Below are 14431 nucleotides of genomic sequence, written 5' to 3' on the forward strand. Positions count from 1 at the left end.
GTGCAGGATGTGGCGGGGGAGGGAGACAAGCGGGCGTCGGCGGTACTGGAGCTGCCACAGGTGAAGGGACACATCCGGTTCCGGGGCGTGAGCTTTCGCTATGCAACTGGCCGCGAGTCCAACACGTTGGAGCGCCTGGATTTGGAGTTCGCGCCCGGGGAGGTGGTGGCGCTGGTGGGGCCGTCGGGGTGTGGGAAGAGCACGTTGGTGCGGCTGCTGTTGCGGTTGCATGACCCGGGGGAGGGGACGGTGTCGATTGATGGGTACAACCTGCGGGACGTGACGCCGGAGTCGGTGCGCGGGCAGATAGGGATGGTGACGCAGGAGACGCAGCTCTTCTCCGGGACGGTGTTCGACAACATCGCCTGTGGGCGTCCGGTGACGGAGGAGGCGGTGGTGCGGGCGGCGCGACTCGCGGGGGCGTACGACTTCGTGACGGAGCTGCCGTATGGCTTCCAGACGCTGGTGGGGGAGCGCGGGTTGACGTTGTCGGGAGGACAGCGCCAGCGGGTCATCATCGCGCGAGCGCTGGTGACGGACCCGCGCATCCTCATCTTCGACGAGGCGACAGCGGCGTTGGACCCGTTGGCGGAGCAGGCGATTCACGACCGGCTGCGCGACATCGTCCGAGGGCGGACCACGCTCATCATCAGTCATCGGCTCCAGACGTTGCAGCACGCGGACCGCATCGTGGTGATGAACGAGGGGCGGATTTCCCAGATGGGGACGCACGAGTCGCTCATGTCCGCACAAGGGAAGTTGTACAGCGCGCTCGCGCAGGCGACACCGAACTGGAAGCGCCATGGAGCGGAGGGTGCTCATGGCGGTGACTGAGGACACGTATCGGGAGTTGTTGCCGGTCCTCGACTTTCCTCGGACGCGAAGCGTGCTGCGTGGGCTGTACGCGGTGTGCGCGGGGTTGGCGCTGCTGGGGTTCGGCGCGCTGTTCTTCGTCGAGATGGATGTGGTGGTGCGTGCCCAGGCGGTGGTGTCTCCGCAGGGAGAGACCGCGAGAGTGCAGGCGCCTCGCTCCGGTGTGGTGCTGGACATCGCGGTGCGCGAGGGACAGCAGGTGGAGCAGGGAGCGGTCCTGCTGCGACTGGACGATGCGCAGGTGCGCTCGCGGGTGAGGTTGCTGGAGCAGCAGGTGGTGGAGGCGCGCTCGCGAGTGACGATGTTGGAGGCGCTGGTGGCGTCGCGGACGGAGTCGTACGGAATGCAGGTCCGCGTGCGCAAGGCGACGGCGTTGGAGACAGCGGCCCGCCTGGAAGCGGCGCGAGCGCTCATCCACGCGAAGGAGCGTGAGGCGGAAGCACGATCACGGGATGCGCGGAACGCGGAGCATCTTCGGGAGAAGGAGTTCGTCGCCTCGGTGGAGGCGGAGAACGCGTCCGTGCAGGCGGAGGTGGCGCGCTCGCAGGTGGTGGCGGCACAGGCCTCGGTGCGTGAGCTGGAAGCGAGCCTGGGGCGACTGGAGCTGGAGCAGCGGGGGCTGGAGGGAGACTCGCGCGTGGCCTCGCTCTCGGATGGAGCGGCCCTGTCGGCGGCGAAGGTGGAGTTGGAGCGCTACACGGGAGAGCTGGAGGAGACGCGATTGGAGGCGGCGAGGCTGGAGGTGGTGGCGCCGCGAGCGGGCACGGTGCAGGGGCTGACGGTGTTCGACCGGGGGGACGTGGTGCAGGCGGGGAGTGTGCTCGCGCTGGTGGTGCCGTCGGAGGACGCGCTCGTCCTGCGCGCGGCGGTGGCCTCGGAGGGCATCGCGTTCCTGCGAGACGGGCAGCCGGTCCGAATCAAACTGGACGCGTATCCCTTCCAGGACTTCGGCGTTCTGTTGGGGGAGCTGTCAAGAATCGCGGGGGACACGACGCGGCGGCAGGAGGACACGCTGGGCGCCGCGCCATACCGTGTCGACGTGAGAGTCCCCGGTGCGCCGCGTTCCACGGCGGGAGTGTCCGTGCGGCTGCGTCCAGGAATGACGGGCACCGCCGAGTTCGTGGTGCGTCGCGAGCGGCTCATCTCCGCGCTGATGCGCCCACTGCGCGGAGTGGACAGCCTGGGACACTGAGCCGCTACTGCTGCACGGAGAGGATGCGCCACCCGGTGACATCGATGGCGTAGGTGGCACCGACGTCCAGCAGCGGAGGACCGCCGACGTCGCAGACCTCCGGATTGGGAACGATGCTCACGAACACGATGCCCTGAGGACCCGGCGCGGTCACGACATCGTAGGCCTCACGGCGAGCGAAACACTGCTGAAGCGGAGTCGCCGTTCCGGGGAGCTTGAAGTCCCAGGGCAGGTAGTCCTCCATCGCGAGCTGGATGGCTCTTAGCGTCGCACCGGGGATGATCTGCCGCCCCTCTTCGGGAAGAGCGAGCGGAATTTGGACCTTCGCTGCCTCGGCCTGGGGCGCATGAACCGGACGCGGAGGGCGTTGGAAGAGAGCGCAGGCGGGCAGGAGGAACAGCAGGAGCATCAACGCGCGCGTCATGGAGACCTCGTGGCTGCGGTGCCTCTTGTGTCACGAGGATGCGCACCTCGCCGCAGGAAGAACTCGAGGAGTGTGGCTGTCCGCACAAGTCTAGGAAGGATTCGGATCCCTGCTCTCAGCGGACGGAGCCGGGCGCCCCAGCGCGCGCGCCTTGACCAGTGCCTTTTTCGCCAGCATCAGGAATCCGAGCCCTAAACCAACGACCACGATTCCCGCATGGCCTCAGGCGGTGCGCCTGAGGTCGGCTCGACGTAGGCATGGACTGGCAGAGCGCTGGGCGTTGCGTGCGGCGAGGTAGGCATGCACCCGAATCATGAGTCGGGACATGGTGCGGCATCGGTGGTTTCGGGTGACGTTGGCGTGCAGGTCCAGCCACACCCGCTCGATGCGGTTGCCCTCGGGGCAGTAGGGCGGCAGGAAGTGGAGCACGATGCGCCCACCGAGTTGCTCGAGGGCCCTGCGTGTCTTCTGGCTGGTATGGACGGCGGCGTTGTCCAGGACGAGGTGGATACGGCGAGCACGGCTGTACTCGCCCGCCAGGAGCCAGAGCAGCTGGATGAAAAGGGCGCTGGCTTTGGACCTGCCCTCCACCCACGTCAGCCTCCCCGTCCGGACGTTCAGCGCTCCGGCCAGGAAGCGCTTCTGGTTGTTGCCGGGCGTCACCACTACCCGTCGCTGTCCAGGCAGACACCAGTCGAGCCCCACCTTGGGATTGAGGTGGATGTCCACTTCGTCCACGTGGAGCACCGGCTCCTCGGCGGGCGCGTACGCCTCCAGGCACTTCAACACGTGGAGTCGACGGCGGCGCTTCCACCCTGGCCAGGGGCACTGGACGATGGGCTTTGCCGCCTTGCGCCGGGCGCCAATCGAGGTGAGCACCCGGCCCATGGTCGCCACGGAGACCTGGGGAAGCCCTCGGCGCTGGAGCTCCAGACACAGCAGTTCCCTCGTCCAGGTGGGCCTGCACCAACCCCAATCCTCCGGCGTGCCGGCCAACACTCGCGCCAGCCTCTCTCGGAATCGGCCGTCCACCTTGGGACGGCCGTTGGCCGCGCGCCTGTCTCGCAGCGCTTCGCGTCCGGCCTCTCGGTAGCGCCGCACGGCTCCGACGACGGTGGAGGTGGACGTGGCGCAGCCCAGTGCCCGCGCGGCGGCGTTGCATGACGCCCCTCGCCCCACGGCCGCCACCGCCATGCACCGTCGAAAGGTGAGCGGGCAGCCACTCTTCTCCCCCCACCGAAGCAGCGCCTGGCGCTGCTTCCTCTTCAGCCACTTCCTACCTTTGACCTCGGGCAGGGCCTTCTCGCTCTCAGGTTTTCTGCGCACACAGAGCCGGACGAGAGGTGCCCCTGCTCCCTCTTCCCGCTCGCTCCGCGCCCGCTTACTCCCCAGCCTGATCGAGAATCACGAACTCCGGTTTAGCAGGACAACTCGACGAGGGGCCGCTTCTGGCGGTGCTACGCTCCCAGGGGAAGGTCAGGTTCACGCCTTCTCTCGAGCAAACGAAAAGCGCGGCATTCAGGGTGATTGTTGGAGAGCCCCAGTTCACGCCCAACGGCAAGCTCGTTAGCGTCATTTACGATGCAAAAACAGGTCCTGGCGTGGGTGAAATTAAAACTGGCACAAGCATGCTTAACTCAAGCTATCAACTCCGACTGCAGACCTATGGTGCTCTTATCACTAATCAACCGCTCACTATCTATACGAGCAGGCCTGTCAACCCTTCATTCCTTCAGTGGCTGAATCGCTGGGGAGCCACAGTCAAGCCCTTGCCCGGGACGCCTCCATGACCATCAAGTACACGCGACATCAGGTTCCTCGTGGAACGCAACCTGACGCGGAGACCAATGACAAACTTTACCTGATCAAAAGGGTGTCAGTGCTTCGAGCGACCTATCAGATCAGGCTCTTGACTTTCAGGGCAGTGGAGATTCACAAGAAGCTCGTGCTGAAGGTTCCAAAGTCCTGCCAGTTTCATCCCTCACTCAAGGCCTTGATTCGGACGACCGGGAACACCATCAAGCGGGAGGTGCTGTAATGGGGCTCTATCTTTGTATCTTCAAAGATGATGAAGAACTGGATGGCGTCGAGGTTGGGCACTATGCGGACTTCAATGAATTTCGTGGTTGTGTCACTCGCGAACTCGAGGCAGGGAAGCTGGGTTCTCGATTTCCTACGCTCATCATGCACTCGGATTGTGATGGCGAGTGGTCCGTCTCCGACTGCGAGAGGCTGCGTGATGAATTGGCGGTAATTGCCATGGAATTGAGTATGCGCCCGGTGGTCGACTTTACGTCCGAGTGGCAACGAATCGTGGCGAAATCCATTGGGCTCAGGCCTCGGAACGCGTTCGAGTCGTTCATCGATGTGGATGGTGAGTTCTTGATTGAGCGTCTGCGAGGCTTGGCGGAATTCGCCATCAGGCATCAGGCCCCCATCCTGTTTCAGTAGTGGCACTTGTTCCAGAACGAGGTCTGTCGTGCATTGTGAGTCGAAGTCCGGGTTGGCGGTGTTGGGCGCGGCCCTGTGTTGCCTCTTGGTGCTGGTGGGCATGCCCGCATTCGCCATCTGCCCGAATCCTCCTCTTCCCCCGACCTCGTGCGTCAACGCGAATGGCTGCTATGGGATGACGGAATGCGACGACTACCCGAGGTGTGGGTCGTTCTCGGGAGCCTCGAATGTCTCGTGTACGGTCTGCGGAGATCAGGGCCATGTCCGGTGTGACTCGGATGGCGAACTCATCGCGGGCTCGTGCTCAGCATATGGCGAGGAGAAGTGCGACGCATGCGACAACGACGGCGACTCCGTGATTGACGAAGGGCCCAGTGGCGGCGTGCTGACGGGTGGTGCCTGCGACCCGCTCTCCAATGGCTGTACGGGGACGCGCACCTGTAGCGCGGGCCAGTTCCAGTGCGTCATCCCCGGCGGTACTCGAAGACAGTGCGACGAACCGAAATACGGCTGTGACAACGCCACTGCCGCCTGTCGGCCCGACGGGACACATGGCCCCTGCCAGCCCGCCATGACCACCCAGGAGAAGTGCAACGGATGCGACGACAATAGGGACGGAGTCGTCGACAACCTGCCCAGCCAGGGAACGGGGACACTGACGCAGGAGTGTCGGACCTCGGCGGGCACGTGCGCGGGCTCGGTGCAGTCTTGCATCGTCCAGGACGCCGGCAGCGCGTGGGGGCAGTGTGTCGCGCCTACGGAGTCCTGTAACGGGCTGGATGATGACTGCGATGGGAACATCGACGAAGGGGACGTCTGTGCCCTGTACTGCTCGTGCACCCCGACCACCTGTACCGCCCAGGGGAAGACCTGTGGCTCCATCCCGGACGGATGTGGCGACACGCTGAGCTGCGGAACCTGTGGCGCGGGACAAACGTGCAATGACAACGTGTGCATCTGCCAGCCGACCTCCTGCACGGCTGCGGGGAAGGCCTGCGGCTCCATCTCGAACGGATGTGGGGGGAGCCTGGACTGCGGCGTCTGCGACGAAGGCGCGACCTGCGTCGACAATCAGTGCATCTGCCAGCCGACGACGTGTGCCGCGGAAGGAGCCACCTGTGGCTTCATTATGAATGGTTGCGGCCAACTCCTGAACTGCGGCTCCTGCCCGACAGGTCAGGCCTGTGGCGAGACCAATACCTGCATCAACACGGCGACCTGTCCGCCGGGCCAGTACCTGTGCTGTGACCAGCAGACGTGTAGCGTCTCCAAGAACTGCCCAGAGGTCGCCTGTCGGCCATGAGGCGGCAAGAGTGCCTGTGCGGCTGCGTCCAGGCATGACGGGCACCGCCGAGTTCGTGGTGTGATGAGAGAGGCTTATCTCGGCACATATGTGCTCACGGCGCGGCGTGGACAGCCTGGGACACCGAGTTGCCGCAGCGGGGTGGGGCTACGGCTTTCCGTGAGTGGCCCTCCAGAAGAGGAGCACCCATGATTGAACTCGCCGAAGGCAATCTCCTCCAAGCGGACGTCGAGGCGCTCATCAACGCCGTCAACACGGAAGGCGTGATGGGCAAGGGCATCGCGCTCCAGTTCAAGCGGGCCTTCCCCGCGATGTTCAAGGAGTACGAACGCGAGGCGAAGGCGGGCCGCCTCGAAACCGGTCGCGTCCATGTCTTCGACCTGGGCGCGTCGAAGGGCCCACGGTGGGTCATCAACTTCCCGACGAAGCGGAGCTGGCGTCGGCCTTCGCGCCTGGAGTGGATTCGCACGGGCCTGGAGTCTCTCATCGAGGAGGTTCAACGCCGGGGGATTCAATCGCTGGCCGTTCCCGCCCTGGGCTGCGGAAATGGTGGCCTGACATGGGCGGAGGTCTTTCCCCTCATCCAGGAGTCCTTCGCGCGAGTCCCGTCCGTTCGAGTGCTCGTCTATCCCCCATCCCTGCCCGGGCATCATCCATGACCTTCAAGTACACGCGACATCAGGTTCCTCGGGGAACGCTCCCTGATGCAGAGACCATTGATAAGATATACCTGATAAAAAACGTGTCAGTGCTTCGAGCGACCTATCAGCTCAGACTCCTGGCTTTCAAAGCAGTGGAGACTTACAAACCGCTCGTGCTGAAGGTCCCAAAGTCCTGCAAATTTCATCCCTCGCTCAAGGAGTTGATTCGGGTGACCGGAAAAACCATCAAGCGAGAGGCTCTGTAATGGGACTCTATCTTTGTGTCTTCGAAGGTGATGAAGAGCTGGAGGGCGTCGAAGTTGGTTCTTATGGGGACTTCGGTACGTTGCGTGATTATGTCACTCACGAGCTTGAGGCAGGGAAGCTGGGCTCTCGATTCCCTACATTCATCGTGCACTCGGATTGTGATGGTGAGTGGTCCGCTTCACAATGCGAGAGGCTGCGGGATGAATTGATGGAAATCGCCATGGAGTTGAAGACGCGCCCGGCGGTCGGCTTTTCGTCTGAGTGGCAACGAACCGTGGCGAAATCCGTGGGCCTCGTTCCTCGAAACGCGTTTGAGTCGTTCATCGACGTGGATGGCGAGTTCTTGATTGAGCGTCTGCGGGGCCTGGCCGAATTCGCGTACAGGTATCAGTCCCCCATCTTGTTTCAGTGATTGACATGGCACGCAAAAATGATGACGACGCTCGGACGCTGGAGCAGCGGGCGCGTCAGGTCCTGGACCATCCAGAAACGGCGATTCCAGCCCTGCGAGTCGGCCGTTCATTACTTCGTATCTGGTATTACAGTTGGCGAGCCGACTATCGCTCGTGGCTGCTTTGGGCCGAGCGGAGGCCGAAAAGATACCCTCCTCAGGGTCCGACGCGTCGTCTGGATGCGTTCGTCATCTGTGTCTGCCCCCCATGCAGGCGCACGTGGACATGAGGGTGATACAGCCGCCGCGCTTCGGCTTTCAGTCGCCGATGCGGACGTCCCGCAGGAGCCATGGCAGCATCTCCTTGCAGAGGCGGAAAGCTTGCGCCTTCCGGCGTTCTGCTTCGGGGATTCCATGGTGGGGACCGACGGAGGTGTCTATGGGGTCGAGCAGAAGAACTTCCGACGGACCCTGCGCTTCGAATGGTGGTGGAAGCCGCCCAAGGGGTGGGAGGAACTCGCGGATTGGGTCGCGAGAGCCACCGACCTGTTCGAGGCAAGCCTTGGAACCAAGGAGTGAACCGCGCAGGGCGCGTCACCGAGCGGCCCTGCTCAGTTCTTCGCCCCGCCCCCGCGCGCCTCGTTCAGCGCGCTCAGGTCCACCAGCCCGCTGATGTCCGAGGTGGGGATGAAGCCCAGCTCCTGTGCATGCTTCGCGGCGGTGCTCAGCGCGCCAGGCACGGGGTCCAGGCTCGGCTCCAGTCGTGAGAACGCACCCTGCAGAATCGCCGGCTGCAACGGCTTCTGCGTCAGCTTCCCGAACGCCGAGTTCACCGCCGCGGTGAAGCCCGCCGGGTCCTTCTCCCACCGCTCCGTCAGCTTCACGTGCGCGCGCAGCAGCGCCACGATTCGCGGGCGCTGCGTCTCCAACACCTTGCGAGTCGTCACGATGACCGTGGTGGGAAACCTCCCCTCCGGCCACAGCGTCTTCTCGTCCACGAGAATCTGCCCGCCACCCTCCGGCTCCAGCAGCATCCGCGTGCCCCACGGCTCCGGCACCCACGCGCCCTCGATTCCCCCGCGCAGGTACTGCACCAGGATGTCCGAGTTCGTCAGCGGCACAATCTGCACGTCGCCCTGCCCATCCAGGTTCGTGCTCAACCCCTGCTTCTTCAGCCAGTAGCGCAGCGCGATGTCCTGCGTGTTGCCAAGCTGGGGCGTTGCAATCTTCTTCCCCTTCAGCTCCGCCGCCGACTTCGCCGTGCGAGTCACCAGCACCGCCCCGCCATTCACCGCCCCCGCGATGATGCGCAAGTCGCGCCCCGCCTTGAGGTACGTGTTGATGGCGGGCCCCGTGCCCACGTACGACACGTCCAACGAGCCGCCCACCAGCGCCTCCATGGCTGCGGGCCCCGCGTTGAACTGCTTCACCTCCAGCTTGCCCACGCCAGGCTCCGCCCCGAACGTCCCTTCCCCGTTGCCCACCAGCGCCTGCGCATGCGTGATGTTGGGGAAGAACCCCAGCCTCAACGGAGCGTCGGCACCACCAGACGCGTCACGCTTGCAACCCACGCCCAGCCCCGCGAGGCCGGCGAGTACGAGGACAGCCAGGAACCGAAAGGCGCGCATAGGCACCCAGAAGAGGGACGGCGGGTCAGGTTGGCAACGGGTGTCGACACCCAAGCGTCGGGCGCTTCACGTCCCCGCCCGTCACATCGCGCCTTCCAGCCCCCACCGACGCCGCAGCCGGCCCTCCACCGTCTGGAAGAGGACACGGTCCACGGTGATTCCGATGATGATGATGGCCACCATCACCGCCATCACTTGCGGCACGTCCATCAGCTCGCGCCCCACCGTGAGCAACTGTCCCAATCCTCCCGAGACGAACAGCAGCTCTCCAGCCAGCAGCGCGCGCCACGCGAAGCTCCACCCCAGCTTGAGCCCCGTGACGATGCCCGGCAGCGCCGCCGGCAGCAGCACGCCGAACTGGAAGCGCAGGCCGCGCACCCCCAATGTGCTGGCCACTCGCAACAACTGCGGGTCCACGCCCTGCACGCTGTCCTCGGTGGCGATGGCGATGCCCAGCACGCTGCCCATCACCACGACGAAGAGGATGGAGGTATCCGTCAGCCCGAACCACAAGAGCGCCAAGGGCAGCCAGCAGATGGACGGCAGCGCTTGCAGTCCCATCACCACCGGCTTCACCGCGTTGCGGAAGAAGGCCAGCCGCGCCATCAACAGGCCCAGGGGCACACCGATGGCCACCGACACCACGTAGGCACGGCCCAGTCGCCCCAGGGAGCGCAGCGTGGCATCCAGCAGACGCCCGTCGGCCGCCATGCTCCAGAGGCTCTTGGACACCGTCACCGGACCAGGGAAGAGGTACGGAGACCAGATGCCCAGGCGGGACAGGCCCTCCCAGAGGCCCAGCAGCACCACCACCAGGCCCAGCTTCTGCGCGTAGTTCTTCAAGGGGGCGTCGCGCTTCATGGCTCACCTCGCGGGCCGGGGCAGTCCCGACGCGGGCAGCGGGGGGCTCGACGCGGCGGGCGCCGTGGCTCGCGGCGGCGTGGCTTCCGGCAGCGTGTTGCGCTCCACCTCGCGCAAGAGGCCCTGGACGTGGCGCACCATCTCCGTGAGCGCCGCGTCCTCCGGGTGGCGCGGCATGGGCAGGTGGACCTCCAAGTCGCGCACGATGCGGCCTGGACGCGGCGCCATCAGGACGACGCGGGTGCCCAGCATCAGCGCCTCGTGCACGTCGTGCGTGACGAACACAATCGTCTTGTGGGTGCGCATCCAGATGGATTGAAGGAGCTCCTGCATGTGGATGCGCGTCTGCGCGTCCAGCGAGCCGAAGGGCTCGTCCATGAGCAGCACCGTCGGGTCCACCGCGAGCGCCCTCGCCAGGCTGGCGCGCATCTTCATGCCGCCGGAGAGCTGGTGCGGCAGCGTCTCCTCGAAGCCCTGGAGCTGCACGCGGCGGATGTACTGGTCCGCGCGCTCCTTGCGCTCGGAGCGAGGCACGCCTCGGGCCGCGAGGGCGAAGGTGATGTTTCCGCGCACCGTCAGCCACGGGAAGAGGGCGGCCTCCTGAAACATCAGGAGCCGGTCCGGCCCGGGTCCGGAGATGCGCTGTCCATCAATGGACACCGTGCCGCCGGTGGGCTGCACGTGGCCCGCCAGCGCGTAGAGGAGCGTGGACTTGCCACAGCCCGATGGGCCCAACAGACAGACGAGCTCTCCGGAGCGGACGTTCAGGTCCACGTCCTGGAGCGCCACGACCTTGTTGCCGTAGCGGTGGCCCAACTGGGTGACGGAGATTTTCGCGTGGTCGGCCTCCACGTGCGCTGGCCGGAGCAGGCGCAGCGAGCTTCGCCATCGGCCAAGGAGGGCACGCAGCATCGGCCACAAGCTAGGCATATGTGGGCAGAGTGGAAGGGGTGGCGGGCTCACAGCGAGAGCGCACGCCGTCCTGCTTCCTCGCCCGGCGAGCGGGGAGGCCCCGCCCTTGGACGGGGGTACAAGCACTTCGTGACCTTGGCCTCTGAAACGTAGGGACTCCGGAGGCGCTTGCTTCCGGTGCTCGCCCGTCCGTCCCGGACTGGAGGGCAGGCTCCGGGGTTCCCTTGGACACAGAGGTGAGGGAACCTCCCGGGCAATGCAATTGGGGAAATATCAGCTCGTCCGCAAGCTGGCGACGGGTGGCATGGCTGAGGTGTTCCTGGCGAAGGCGGCCGGGCCGGGGGGCTTCGAGAAGACGCTGGTGCTCAAGCGCATCCTCCCGCACCTCGCGGAGGACCCGTCCTTCGTGGAGATGTTCCTCGGTGAAGCGCGGCTCGTCGCCGGGCTCAACCATCCCCACATCGTCCAGATTTTCGACTTCGGTGAGGCGGAGGGCAGCTACTTCCTCGCGATGGAGCTCATCGACGGCCCCAACCTGCGGCGCTGGCAGCGACAGGCCGCGTCGAAGGGACAGCCCTTGGCGCCCAACATCTGCGCGAAGGTGGTGGCGCAGGCGGCGGAGGGCCTGGCCTTCGCGCATGACTTCGCGGACCCGACGACGGGGCAGCCGCTCGGGTTGATTCACCGTGACGTGAGCCCGGACAACATCCTCGTGTCCCGGCAGGGCGCGGTGAAGGTGGTGGACTTCGGCATCGCCAAGGTGGCGGGACAGAAGCACCGCACCCAGACGGGCATCGTGAAGGGCAAGGTCGCGTACATGCCGCCCGAGCAGGTGCGGGCGGACCCGTTGGACCGGCGCGTGGATGTGTATGCGTTGGGCGTGGTGCTGTACGAACTGCTCACGGGAAAGCTGCCCATCGATGGGGCATCGGAGCTGGTGTTGATGCAGGCCATCGTCTCGCGCGAGCCGATGCCGGTGAGCCGCTATCGTCAGGATGTCCCCGCCGCGCTCCAGGACATCATCACGAGAGCGCTGCAAAAGGACCGCGAGGACCGCTACCCGGACTGTCGCGCGCTGCAGGTGGACCTGGAGCGCTTCGTGTTGTCGGTGGGCGAGCCGGTGGGCGCGTACCAGGTGGCCCAGGCTGTTGAGCAGGTGGTGGAGGAGCGAATCGTTCCGACGCCCGCGCCGATGCTTTCGCGGCCCGAGGTCCGGGAGGCTCGAGAGGAGACACCCGAGCGCACCGTGCCCTCGGGGCCTTCGCGCAAGCCGCTCGCGCGGACGGGAGAACGTGCCGAGGCGCCGGCCGTGTTCGAGCAGGAGACCGAGACGCGTCCCCGCGTGGACCCGAGGAACGCGAAGCGGAAGATGCTCGTGCCGGCGGCAATCACGGGCGCGGTGTTGCTCGTGGCGGGTGGGGGTTATGCGTTGCTCGGCCGAGGAACTTCGGCCCCCGTGCCCGAGACTCCGACAGGTGCGTCCACGAACGTGGCCGGTGCTCCCGAGGCTCCGATGGGCGCGCCTGCGCAGGTGGCGGGTTCGCCCGAGGTTCCGATAGGAACGTCCGCAACGGTGGCGGGTTCACCCGAGACTCAGACGGGCACCGCCACCGCGGCGCAAGGAGCCACGAAGACTCCTCCTCCCGCACAGGACGCCGAGGACCCGCAAGGCGAAGCCGCGCTGGAGGCGCAGCTCGCTGCGAAGCGGGCGCAGGGAGAGTTGGTCGTCGGGGCGGATGAGGACAGCGGCCTGCTCAGCTACGTGGCCTCACCCGCCAGTGACACACAGGCCCCGAGCGCGGAGCCGAAGAAGCCCGCGTCACGAGCGGTGAAGGGCGCGCTGGGCTCGGTGGCGTTCCGGATTCGCCCCTACGCCGTCGTGTATCTCGATGGCAAGAAGCTGGGCGAGACACCGCTCGCCACCATCGACGTCCCCGAGGGCATCTATGCCGTGACGGCCGTCAACACGCGCTTGGGGAAGAAGGTGACGCGCAGCTTCGAGGTGAAGGCCGGTACCGCCAACGTCTTCAAGCTCAACCTGTCGCAGGATTGAACCCGGCCCTCACGGTTCCTCGTTCGCGACGGCGGGAGGCGGAGGGCACGGGCTTGCTGCTCCAGCCCGTCTCTTCACATTCAACCTGTCGCACAGGACTGCACCGGCCCCTCACGGCTTCTCGTTCGCGGCGTCGGATGCTGGCGGAGTCGCGGGCTTGTTTTTCGGGCCGATGACCGTGTCCAGCGCGGAGCCCAGCGCCGAGCCGACATTCTTCCCCAGCGACGAACCCGCTTCACTCAGTCGCGAGCGCAAGCCCGGCTTCGTCTCGGACTGTGGCGCGGGAGTCGCCTCCGCCTGCTTCTCCTCGGGCGCGGGCACGAGGGCCTTCGGCTCCTCGACGACGGGAACAGGCGTCTCCACGGGCGCGGCCTTCGCGGACGCGGTGCCTTGCTTGAGCTGCACCTGCTTGCGCACCGACTCGAAGTCCCGCTCCACCTTGGGGGCCGCGGCGACGGGCAGCTTCGCCTCGGGCCGCAGCGTCAGGCCGGTGCGGAACTCCTCCAGCGCCTGCTTCCTGCGGCCCAGGTCGGCGAGCACCAGCCCTCGGTAGAGCGCCACCTCCGACTGCTCGTCGATGGTGGACGCCACCTGCTTCGCCTGGGTCAGCCAATTGAGGGACTTCTCGTACTCCAGCGCCTCGTACAGCGTCCCCGCGCGCTCGATGCGATGGCGGAAGAGCCCCGCCGACTCCTCGGAGTCGGGCGTGTTCGCCAGGGCCAGTCCCGGAGCCAGGCAGGCCCACAGCACGACCAGCCAGACCCCCCAGCCTCTCGGGTTGATAGAAGCTTCCATGCTTCGCGAAGCTAGCATGGAGCCCCGGGACAGGAATCCACCCCCCGGGTGCGGGCCAGAGGCCCGCTGTCCCGGGTGCGGAGTGACTGTCAGGCCCCTGAAGCGGAGCGTTCGGCGCGGCGATGGGACCTGGTGCGCCACGCCAGCCACACGCTGAAGAGGAGCAGCGCCACGCCCACGCCGGTGTACGCGCCGCCCACGCGCAGGGACGCGCGCCGGTCATCCCGAATCACCTCCAGCGGCCCCGTGCCTGGCGAGGCGAGGTAGCGCTCCACCTGCTCCTTCACGGCGGTGGCCTCGCTCTCCTCGGTGGCCCACTGCGCGAAGAGGGGCAGCTTGCCCTGCGTCGTCTCGAGCCGCGGTCGGTAGATGGGCACGGACGTGCGGCGGGCGCTGCGGCTGTGCTCCACCGTGACGGCCTGAATCGCGTCCAGCGGCAGCGTGGCCACCGGCTCGCGCGTGAGCCACCCGGAGCGAGTCAGTGTGCACGGCCCTCCCGGCTCGCAACGGAAGTCCATCCGCGACTTTCCGTCCAGCAGCCACAGGCCGAGCACCAGGAAGGGCAGGGCGAGGAGGAGGCAGGCCACGGTGCCGATGGCGGTGGAGCGACTGGCGCGGGGCGTGTCGTCGGTGGGGGCGG

General features: G+C 66.3%; 13 protein-coding genes. 6 read left to right on the plus strand and 7 right to left on the minus strand.

What is annotated here, in order from left to right:
* Both HUW62_RS38735 and HUW62_RS38740 read left to right on the plus strand, forming a co-directional pair.
* The coding region (locus tag HUW62_RS38735; protein ID WP_176437266.1) for an ABC transporter ATP-binding protein at positions 1 to 834 on the plus strand (834 nt) is incomplete at its 5' end.
* A complete protein-coding gene (locus tag HUW62_RS38740) occupies positions 821 to 2065 on the plus strand; it encodes an HlyD family efflux transporter periplasmic adaptor subunit (RefSeq protein WP_176437267.1) in 1245 nt (414 codons plus the stop codon). The genes HUW62_RS38735 and HUW62_RS38740, both read left to right, overlap by 14 nt.
* Before the next feature lie 4 nt (positions 2066 to 2069).
* Here HUW62_RS38740 and HUW62_RS38745 read toward each other — a convergent pair whose 3' ends face one another.
* Together HUW62_RS38745 and HUW62_RS38750 are read right to left on the minus strand one after the other, a co-directional pair.
* Positions 2070 to 2489 carry a hypothetical protein gene (locus HUW62_RS38745; protein WP_176437268.1) on the minus strand — a complete coding sequence of 140 codons (420 nt, stop codon included), beginning with the start codon at positions 2487 to 2489 and terminating at the stop codon, positions 2070 to 2072.
* Between the two features lie 222 nt (positions 2490 to 2711).
* A complete protein-coding gene (locus tag HUW62_RS38750; RefSeq protein ID WP_176437269.1) occupies positions 2712 to 3683 on the minus strand; it encodes an IS630 family transposase in 972 nt (323 codons plus the stop codon).
* Between the two features lie 843 nt (positions 3684 to 4526).
* Between HUW62_RS38750 and HUW62_RS38755 the strand changes: the two genes are divergently transcribed.
* The 3 genes from HUW62_RS38755 to HUW62_RS38765 all read left to right on the plus strand — a co-directional run bounded on the left by HUW62_RS38755 (position 4527) and on the right by HUW62_RS38765 (position 7563).
* Positions 4527 to 4940, plus strand: coding sequence for an Imm70 family immunity protein (locus tag HUW62_RS38755; RefSeq protein WP_176437270.1), 414 nt, complete (start codon positions 4527 to 4529; stop codon positions 4938 to 4940).
* Between the two features lie 1491 nt (positions 4941 to 6431).
* The gene (locus tag HUW62_RS38760; protein ID WP_176437271.1) at positions 6432 to 6902 is read left to right on the plus strand and encodes a macro domain-containing protein; all 471 of its coding nucleotides are present in this window, start codon (positions 6432 to 6434) and stop codon (positions 6900 to 6902) included.
* Between the two features lie 247 nt (positions 6903 to 7149).
* Positions 7150 to 7563, plus strand: coding sequence for an Imm70 family immunity protein (locus tag HUW62_RS38765; protein ID WP_176437272.1), 414 nt, complete (start codon positions 7150 to 7152; stop codon positions 7561 to 7563).
* A 590-nt stretch (positions 7564 to 8153) separates the two neighbouring features.
* Here HUW62_RS38765 and HUW62_RS38770 read toward each other — a convergent pair.
* The 3 genes from HUW62_RS38770 to HUW62_RS38780 form a co-directional block, all read right to left on the minus strand.
* Entirely contained in the window at positions 8154 to 9170 is a 1017-nt protein-coding gene (locus tag HUW62_RS38770; RefSeq protein ID WP_176437273.1) for an ABC transporter substrate-binding protein, read from the minus strand.
* A gap of 81 nt (positions 9171 to 9251) precedes the next feature.
* On the minus strand, positions 9252 to 10013 hold the full coding sequence (locus tag HUW62_RS38775; protein WP_176437275.1) for an ABC transporter permease: 762 nt from the start codon (positions 10011 to 10013) through the stop codon (positions 9252 to 9254).
* 21 nt (positions 10014 to 10034) lie between these two features.
* Entirely contained in the window at positions 10035 to 10943 is a 909-nt protein-coding gene (locus HUW62_RS38780; RefSeq protein WP_163870817.1) for an ABC transporter ATP-binding protein, read from the minus strand.
* A 256-nt stretch (positions 10944 to 11199) separates the two neighbouring features.
* On the opposite strand from HUW62_RS38780, the gene HUW62_RS38785 reads away from it, so the two are divergent.
* Positions 11200 to 12996 (plus strand): serine/threonine-protein kinase, encoded by a 1797-nt coding sequence (locus HUW62_RS38785; protein ID WP_176437274.1) that lies wholly within the window; start codon positions 11200 to 11202, stop codon positions 12994 to 12996.
* Between the two features lie 111 nt (positions 12997 to 13107).
* Here HUW62_RS38785 and HUW62_RS38790 read toward each other — a convergent pair whose 3' ends face one another.
* Entirely contained in the window at positions 13108 to 13791 is a 684-nt protein-coding gene (locus HUW62_RS38790) for a hypothetical protein (protein WP_163870815.1), read from the minus strand.
* An 89-nt stretch (positions 13792 to 13880) separates the two neighbouring features.
* The coding region (locus tag HUW62_RS38795; protein ID WP_217911801.1) for a hypothetical protein at positions 13881 to 14431 on the minus strand (551 nt) is incomplete at its 5' end.

Source organism: Myxococcus sp. AM011, assembly GCF_013372595.1.
Lineage (GTDB): Bacteria > Myxococcota > Myxococcia > Myxococcales > Myxococcaceae > Myxococcus > Myxococcus eversor.